Origin of the sequence: Roseateles chitinivorans, assembly GCF_002761755.1 — a bacterium.
GTDB lineage: Bacteria > Pseudomonadota > Gammaproteobacteria > Burkholderiales > Burkholderiaceae_C > Roseateles > Roseateles chitinivorans.
The window spans coordinates 1-7,564 of sequence record NZ_PEOG01000124.1 but is presented as its reverse complement, the minus strand read 5'-3'; the positions used below and the strand labels follow the sequence as shown (position 1 = coordinate 7,564).

At 72.8% G+C, this 7,564-nt stretch carries 6 protein-coding genes; all 6 read right to left on the bottom strand.

The genetic code is table 11. The features are described 5' to 3' along the window. On the bottom strand, positions 1–779 hold a 779-nt coding region (locus CS062_RS24535; RefSeq protein ID WP_158238923.1), incomplete at its 3' end, for a choice-of-anchor D domain-containing protein. Positions 780–792: 13 nt separating this feature from the next. Further along, a complete protein-coding gene (locus CS062_RS24530) occupies positions 793–1,191 on the bottom strand; it encodes a CPBP family glutamic-type intramembrane protease (protein ID WP_099864446.1) in 399 nt (132 codons plus the stop codon). 142 nt (positions 1,192–1,333) lie between these two features. Then, positions 1,334–1,900 carry an eCIS core domain-containing protein gene (locus tag CS062_RS24525; RefSeq protein WP_233218240.1) on the bottom strand — a complete coding sequence of 189 codons (567 nt, stop codon included), beginning with the start codon at positions 1,898–1,900 and terminating at the stop codon, positions 1,334–1,336. A 133-nt stretch (positions 1,901–2,033) separates the two neighbouring features. Then, complete coding sequence (locus CS062_RS24520) at positions 2,034–4,808, bottom strand: putative Ig domain-containing protein (RefSeq protein WP_143742503.1); 2,775 nt, start codon at positions 4,806–4,808, stop codon at positions 2,034–2,036. A gap of 5 nt (positions 4,809–4,813) precedes the next feature. Beyond that, on the bottom strand, positions 4,814–6,223 hold the full coding sequence (locus CS062_RS24515) for an ATP-binding protein (RefSeq protein WP_099864442.1): 1,410 nt from the start codon (positions 6,221–6,223) through the stop codon (positions 4,814–4,816). Continuing rightward, the coding region (locus CS062_RS26455) for a contractile injection system tape measure protein (RefSeq protein ID WP_259373122.1) at positions 6,207–7,564 on the bottom strand (1,358 nt) is incomplete at its 5' end. The genes CS062_RS26455 and CS062_RS24515, both read right to left, overlap by 17 nt.

Sequence of the window (7,564 nt, the reverse complement as noted above, 5' to 3'; positions counted from 1 at the left end):
CTGCCGCCGCGGGTGAAGTCGCCGGCGTTGCTGCCGCTGACGGCGATGCTGCCGAAGTCGAGCGAGGCGGTGCCGGTGTTGGTCAGCGTGACGGTGCGCGCGGCCGAGGCGACGCCGACGGTCTGCGTGCCGAAGTCGACGCTGCTGGCGTCGGCGGACAGGCCGGCCTGCAGCGCGGCATTGGCGGTGCCGCTGAGCGCGATCGGGATCGGCGTCGAGATGCCGTTGTGGGTGATCGTCAGGGCGCCGCTGCGCGCGCCGGCGGCGGTCGGCTTGAAGACGACGCCGACGGTGCAGCTGGTGCCGGCGGGCACGCTGCTGGCGCAGGTGCCGCCCTGGACGGCGAAGTCGCCGCTGGCGACGGCGCTGAGGCTGCTCAGCGCGGTGAGCCGGCTGGCGCTGATGGTGACGGTGGAGACGGCGCTGGTCTGGCCGACGGTGGTCTGCGCGAAGCTGATCGAGGCCGGCGAGTTGCCCAGGTAGGCGGCGATGTTGGCGAGGTCGGTCGCGGTGACATTGCCCGAGAGGGCCGCGGTCATCTGCGGGATGGTGTTGATCGCGTTCTGGATCATCGCCGGGTTGTTGCGGCCGCGGTCGACGACGGCGGTGGAGGCCACGGTGTGACAGGCCGCGCAAACCTGGGAGAACTTGGTCTGGCCGACGACCGGATCGGCGGCGAACGCGGGAGACGCCAGCAGCGTGGCGGCGATCGCCGCGGCGAGGGCGGGGAACGCGGAGCGGGCGTCCGGGACGGCGCGGGAGCGGGGCAGGGTCATCATGGCGCGAGCCTCGTCAGGAGGTGGAAAGAAGCGGAAGAACCACCGGCGCCGCGAGCAGCAGCCAGCAGGCGTTGAAGAGGGCATGCCAGGCGATGCAGCGCGGCAGCGATCGATGGCGGCGATACCCGCGGCCGATCCACCAGGCCGGTGCGACGGTGGCGAGCGCGAGCAGCAGCGCGGGGGGCGAGGGCCAGGGGCCGGGCGCCGCGGCGACGAGCAGGGCGAGCGCGTGCGCGGCGCCGAAGGCGAGGGCCGTCAGCGTGACCGCGTGGCGGCGCGCCGCGGTGGCGCGGGAGTCGGCCAGCAGGTCCTGCAGGCCGAGCCGGAAAAGGACTTCCTCGAGGCACGGCGCCAGCAGCAGCTGCCGCAGCAGCGTCTCCCAGGGGGGCAGCGCGAGGAGGAAGGTCGGCATGGACACAGGCGGAAGTCGGTGACGTTCTGCGTGTGTTCCGAGGAGCGCGAAAAAGGTTGCGCGTAAAAAAATGCATCAACGACGGCCGAGGACCGTCATGCGGGCGACGCCGGAGATTCGCGCGGGCCCGCGCTGGGCGGCCTCACCCGCCGCGACGCAGCGCCTCGTCGCCCATGCGGTCCGCCTCCGCCTCCAGGCCGGCATCGTCGTTGATGTCGACCCCGCCCATCTGCATCGTCGGCTGCACGCGGCCCTCGCGCTGCTGCACGACGTGCCAGGCTTCGTGCGGCAGGTGATGGTCCTGGCCGGGTCCGAGGTGGATCTCGTTCCCCTGCGCGTAGGCCAGCGCGTTGAGCTGCGCCGGTTGCGACGAATTGCGATGCACCCGCACGTCCGACAGGTCGGTCCCCGACAGCGCCTCGATGCCGGCCTTGAGCCCGTCCGGCAGGCCCGTGCGGTTCTCCTGCCGCTGGGCCGGCGCCGCCTCCGCCTGCGCGGTGCCCGCTTCCTCCTCGTCCAGCGCGTCGATCGCGCGCTGCGCCACCGGTCCGAAGGTCGCGTCGATCCGCCGTCGCTGCGCCAGTTGGCGCGGTGACGCGTCCACCGCCTCGGAGAACTCCCCGCCGTCCGCCCCGGCGCTTCGCTGCACCGTCGCCATCGCCGCAGGCACCCGGTCCTGCGCGCCGCTGTCCCTGGTCGAGTCCTTCATCGTCTGCTCCCCATGAGGTGATCGATACGCCGACGGACGGCGCACCTGGCAGTGCCAGCGCTCATCGCTTTCCCGACGCGGGCAGCGCAGGCGGTGCTGGCGGTGTGCGACGCGCTCGCCGTGCCCGCTGCGCTCACGGTGGCTCCACCCGCGGCTTGAAGGTCACCACCAGCCCGCCCACCACCAGGATCAGGATGATCGCGACCAGCAGCGCGTTGCCCTTGCGCAGCTCATGGAGCGACGGGTCGCAGGAGAAGATCGCGAAGGCCACCGCCAGCGTGGCGATCGCGCCGGCCCACAGGCCCATCAGGATGACCGGGCCCATGCGCCGCACGCGGCAGTTCCAGCCGTAGACCAGCAGCGCCGTGCCGACCAGCACCATCAGCGCCTCCAGCATCAGCCGCAGCGGCATCCGCATCGGGCAGACGATGCGGCAGAAGCCGGTGTCCTGGTCCAGGAAGGACCAGAAGCGATGGTCCAGCGCGGTCAGCACGCTCTCGCCCGATCCGAGGCCGGCGACCGGCAGCGGCCACAGCGCGACGCCACCGAAGGACCAACCGATGTAGACCAGGTCGCGGTCCAGCGACTCCTGTTCCTGCGGCGCCAGCGCCTCGGGCTTGCCGCCGGGGTAGAGCAGCACCGGCACGACGCTGCCCAGCACCGCCATGCGGTCCTGGCCGGTCAGCTCGTCGTTGAAGTCGGTGCGCGAGCGCAGCCGCATCTTGCCCACGTCGGAACCGGTGCCCAGCGGCGCGAGGAAACGCACGGTGATGTCGCTGGTGCCGACATAGTCCGGCGAGGACTTGTAGGTCGCCGCCGCGGCGCCGCGCTCCTTGTGGTCGCCATCGTCGCCGGTGCCGCGCTGGCGCTCGGCCGCCTTCATGATGGCCAGCAGGTTCCTGAAGCGGAATGCGGTCGCCGTGTCGCCCAGTAGGTGCTGCGGGATGACCAGGTTGAGGTGGAAGGCGCGCGCGGCGCGAGCCTGCATCGTCTCGGTCAGGCGATGCAGGTAGGCGAGGAAGAACTGCTCGAACTTCGGGTCCGCGGCCTCGTCGTCGGTCGGCTCGAAGAACACGGTCAGGCCGCCGTAGACATGCGCCTCCTCGCGCCAGCCAGGGGGCAGCAGCGTCTCCAGCCCGCCCTGCAGGTCGCCGTGGCGCAGGTCCAGCATCTCGCCGACCTGCGCGGCGGTGGTGTCCAGCACCGTCTTGCGCTCTTCATCGGTCAGGCGCATCAGCGCACGGAAGTCGCGGCGGTAGAGCACCAGGTCCAGGCCGACGCCATGCTGGTCCACCCGCCGGGCGAAGCCGCCGCCGGGGCTGTCCCAGCCCGCGGGTCGCAGGTACTCGCCGTTGTTGCGCAGGAGGGCACCCATGTACTGCAGGCGGGTGAACTTGTCGAAGCGCACCGGAATGGGCGCGTCGCTCTCGCCGCCCATCCAGTAGGGCAGGAAGCCGAAGACGTCGTTCTCGATGTCCTGCAGGCTGCAGCCGCAGCCGTCGGGCGTGAGCCGCAGCGGCCGCGCCTGCGACAGCGGATGCTCGGTGCCGGCGGCGTCGGTGATCTCCTCCAGCAGGTGCGGCGGCATCAGCATCTCCAGGAAGCTCATCACCGGCAGGCTGCCGGGGGCGAGCGTCGCGGCGGGCCGGGCCGCCGGCGGCCCGGCGTGCGGCCGATCGGTCTCGGCCAGGTCTTCCCGACGCGGGCAGCGGCGGATCGCGTCCTTGTGCTGCTCCAGCGCCAGCGCGTTGACGTGGCGCAGGAAGTATTCGCACTGCCGCGCCCGCAGCGAGTCCTGGAACACCGCGCGCGTCGGATGCTCGACGTCCTGCAGCGGCGTCAGCATCTCGCGCAGCTGGTCCAGCGTCGGACCCAGCACCGGCGGCTTCACCGCCAGCGGTCGGGGCGCGGGCTCTTCGTTCTCGACCGCGGCGGCGGCGTTGGCGGCCGTCATCAGCGATTCGCCCATCGACGCCTCGGCGTTCTTGAAGATCGCCTCGAGCTTCGCGGCGGTCAGCACATAGGTCATCGGCAACGGCGGATCGCGCGGCACGGTGAGGTTGGTCTGGTCCTCGGTCATCGACCTCAGCGTGTTGTCCGGCCGGCTCCGGGCCGGACGCGTCGCGGCCGTCGCGGCCGTCGCTGGCCGGCTCGCCGCCGGCGCGAGGGGCTTCGCCGCGGCCGGCTTCGGATCGACGACGCGCAGCAGGTACAGGGCCTGGTCCAGGTGCGGCGGGCGCGAGGCGTCGCGCACCGTCAGCAGGAAGCGGAAGGTGCCGGTCGCGGTGGGCGTGCCGGCCAGCACGCCGTCCTCCTCCAGGAACATGCCTGGCGGCAGTGCGCCGTCCACGCTGAAGCGGTAGGGCGCGCGACCGCCGCGCACCACGTCGCGGGCCTTGTAAGGCTGGTTCAGCCGGGCATTGGGCAGCGGCACGGTCTGGTAGACCAGCCACATCAGGTCGTCGCGAGCCGGCGACGAGGCCGCGCGTTCCGGCGCCGAAGCCATGTCCGCCGACCTCCCGGAAGCGGCGGTCGCCGTCCAGGGGCGCTCCGGGCGCTCGGGCAGCGGTCGCGGCGTCGCGACGTAGAGCGTCGATGGCGAGGAGGCGGGCGGGGATGACGATGCGGAGGAGGATGCGGAAGAGAACGGGGCAGACGACGAGGGCGCGGAGGAAGAGGGCGGGGCGGACGACGCCGTCCTCGCGGCGGCAGACGCGCCTGCCGGCGCCTGTGCCGCCGCATGCAGGATCACCAGCCCCGCCGCGAGCAGCGTGCCGCCGACGAACCAGCGCAGCCGTGCGCAATGGCGGCAGGCCTCGGCCCCGGGCGCTCGGCGCTCGGCGCCCTCGGCCCATTCGTCGGTCGCGCGCCAGGCGCGCGGAAGTCGGAAGAAGGAGCGTGTCCCCATGGCGGCTACACCGTGCGTCCTTCCTTGCGCAGTTCCTTGGCGATGCCCTTGCGCAGGTCGGCGGCCAGGATGCGTTCGCGTCCGGCCTGCATCGCGTTGATCGCGCCGAAGCGCACCACGTTGGCGATCGCGCCGCCGGCCAGTTCGTGCCGCTCGGCGAGCTCGCGCAGGTCCACCTCGGCGTCCAGCCGCCCGGTGTGCCGCACCATGCCTTCCCAGAGCCGCAGGCGCTGCTCGGCGTCCGGCATCGGGAAGTACACCGCCGACTGGAAGCGCCGCGCGAAGGCATCGTCGATGTTGCCCTTGAGGTTGCTGGCGAGGATCACCGTCCCGGGGAAGTCCTCCACCCGTTGCAGCAGGTAGGAGACCTCCTGGTTGGCGTGGCGGTCGTTGCTGCTGGCGGTGGCGGTCCGCTTGCCGAAGAGCGCGTCGGCCTCGTCGAAGAACAGGATCCAGCGCCGGTGCTGGGCCTGGTCGAAAACCTGGGCCAGGTTCTTCTCGGTCTCGCCGATGTACTTGGAGACGACCATCGACAGGTCGATCCGGTAGACGTCCGCCTGGACCTGCCGGCCGATCAGGGTCGCCGTCAGCGTCTTGCCGGTGCCGGGCGGCCCGAAGAAGAGGCAGCGGTAGCCGGGCTTGAGCGACTTCTCCAGGCGCCAGTCGCGCATCAGCGCCTCGCCATGGCGGGCCCAGGTCGTGATCGCCTGCACTTCGTCCATCACCTCGGCGTCCAGCACCAGGTCGTCCCAGTCCAGCCGGGTCTCGATCAGCTTGGCGGGGAACTGCGCGCTGTAGTCGGGCTTGCGTGCCTCACCGGTGCACAGCAGGTCCAGCGTGTCGGTGCCAGCGAGCAGCGCCGCGCCGTACCAGGGCTCGCCCGGCGAGTCGTGCACCAGCCTTACCAGGCCGAGCCGGCGCAGCGGCGCGGCCTCGTCCAGCATGCGGCGCAGCTCGAAGCGCCGCGCCAGGTCCTCGCCGGCGACCAGGAAGGCCGCCGTCTCCACCGTCGGCAGGAAGCCGCCGTGGTGTCGACCCTTCCAGCCGCCGAATTCGCAGAAGCCGCGATCCAGGTTGCGGTTGCTGACGAACAGCAGGTCGAGCAGCTGCGGCCGCAGGTGCGGGGCCAGCGCCAGCGCGAGGACCAGCCGCTCCGCCGGTCCGAGGCCGCCCTGGCGGATCAGGCGGGCGAGGTCGTGGTCGTCGGTGGCGCCATCGCGGGGCAGGGCGGGGGGATCGGGCAGGGGCGCCGTCGCGGCGGTCGCGGTCGCGAACAGCGCCACACCGGCCGCATCGTCCTGGCCGAAGTGCCCGGCCAGCCGCAGCTGCAGCACGCGGTCCAGCCAGCGCAGCTCGGCCTCCAGGGCCCGCGCGTTGATCGCCGCGCGCGGCGACGGGTCAGCGCCAGTCCACATGAATCACCCTTTCCATCCACGGATGCCGCAGCGTCGCGTAGCCCCATGGCAGTTGATCGATCAGCATGTCGAAGGGCCCCGGCTCGACCGCGAGCTGCCAGACGTCCCCTCGGCGCTCGAGGCGGCCCGCGCGGCGCAGGAAGGTGTCGCGGAGCCCGGCCGGCGAGGTCGACCCCAGGATCCGCCAGTGCTGGATCACCGCGCCGAGCAGGCCGTCGATCGCCGTGCGCTCGGCCTCGGTCGGCGTGATCTCGCGCGGCAGCGGCGCGTCGAGCGGAAGGCCGCACAGCAGCTTGTTGAGCACCAGCGCCGGCTCGGGCGCCGCCGCCTCGCCGGTGGCGAGCGCCTGCAGCAGCAGCGCGGCACGGGCGGCGGCCTCGGGGCCGATGAAGGCCTGGTCATCGGCCAGGTCCAGCATCGAGAAGAGCCGCGGCAGGTAGGGCGACAGCAGCACCAGCCCGGCGTTGTCGATGGCGATCACTTCCGATGGCGACTCGGCGGGTGGCGCTTCGCGCGCCATCGCATTCGGCCCGTTCGGCGCGTTCGGCGCGTGCGTTGACGCCGGCACCGCCTCCGGAGCCGCTTCTTTCGCTGCGGCCTTGCGCCACGGCAGGCGCAGCGCGCCCAGCGCCGCGGCGAGCACCGCGGTGGCCTGACGCACGACACGGTCGTACCAGCGCGCTGGCGGCTCGGCACCGGGCGCGGTGTGGCGCATCAGGTCCTCGCGCACTCGGGCCTCATAGCGGATCGCATCGAAGGGCGCCGACGGCTGACTGGCGTAGCCCAGCGTGGCCTGCCAGAGGCGCCGGCGGCGAGCCTCGACCATCGGCGCCGTGGCCATCCTCGCCGCCGAAGCGAGAGCCGACGTCGAGGCGGACGCGGATGTCGATGGCGACGTCGCAAGCGCCGTTGCCGCCGCGTCGCCCGCCGCCACGGTGGCGATCCAGTCGGCGACCGCGCGTACCTGCGACTCGGCCATCCAGAGGCCCAGCAGGCGTGGCAGCAGCGCCTCCGGCAGCGCCTGCGCGAGGCGCTCGCGCAGCGTCACCGTCTCGGCCGCGCGCTGCAGCGTCGCGCGCAACCAGTCCCGGTCCTCGCGCAGCAGCGATGTCCAGGCGTGGGCAATGCCTTGCAGCGGGTCGCCGCTGGTGGTGAAGCTGCCGTCCGTGTCCAGCGCGGCGAGCAACTGGGCCCGCAGCAGCATCAGCGCCGCCGGGCGAGGCGCGACCCCATGGTCCATCGCCTGGCCGAGCACCGATTCCCACAGCGCAGCGCAGGTGCGCGGCGAGCGGCCGTCGCGACGGGCCTGCGCGACGATGGCCAGCAGGCGCGCGGCGGCGG

Coding starts and splice junctions, on each gene's coding strand:
- CS062_RS24530 (WP_099864446.1), bottom strand. CDS start 1,191: ATGCCGACCTTCCTCCTCGCGCTGCCCCCCTGGGAGACGCTGCTGCGG.
- CS062_RS24525 (WP_233218240.1), bottom strand. CDS start 1,900: ATGAAGGACTCGACCAGGGACAGCGGCGCGCAGGACCGGGTGCCTGCG.
- CS062_RS24520 (WP_143742503.1), bottom strand. CDS start 4,808: ATGGGGACACGCTCCTTCTTCCGACTTCCGCGCGCCTGGCGCGCGACC.
- CS062_RS24515 (WP_099864442.1), bottom strand. CDS start 6,223: ATGTGGACTGGCGCTGACCCGTCGCCGCGCGCGGCGATCAACGCGCGG.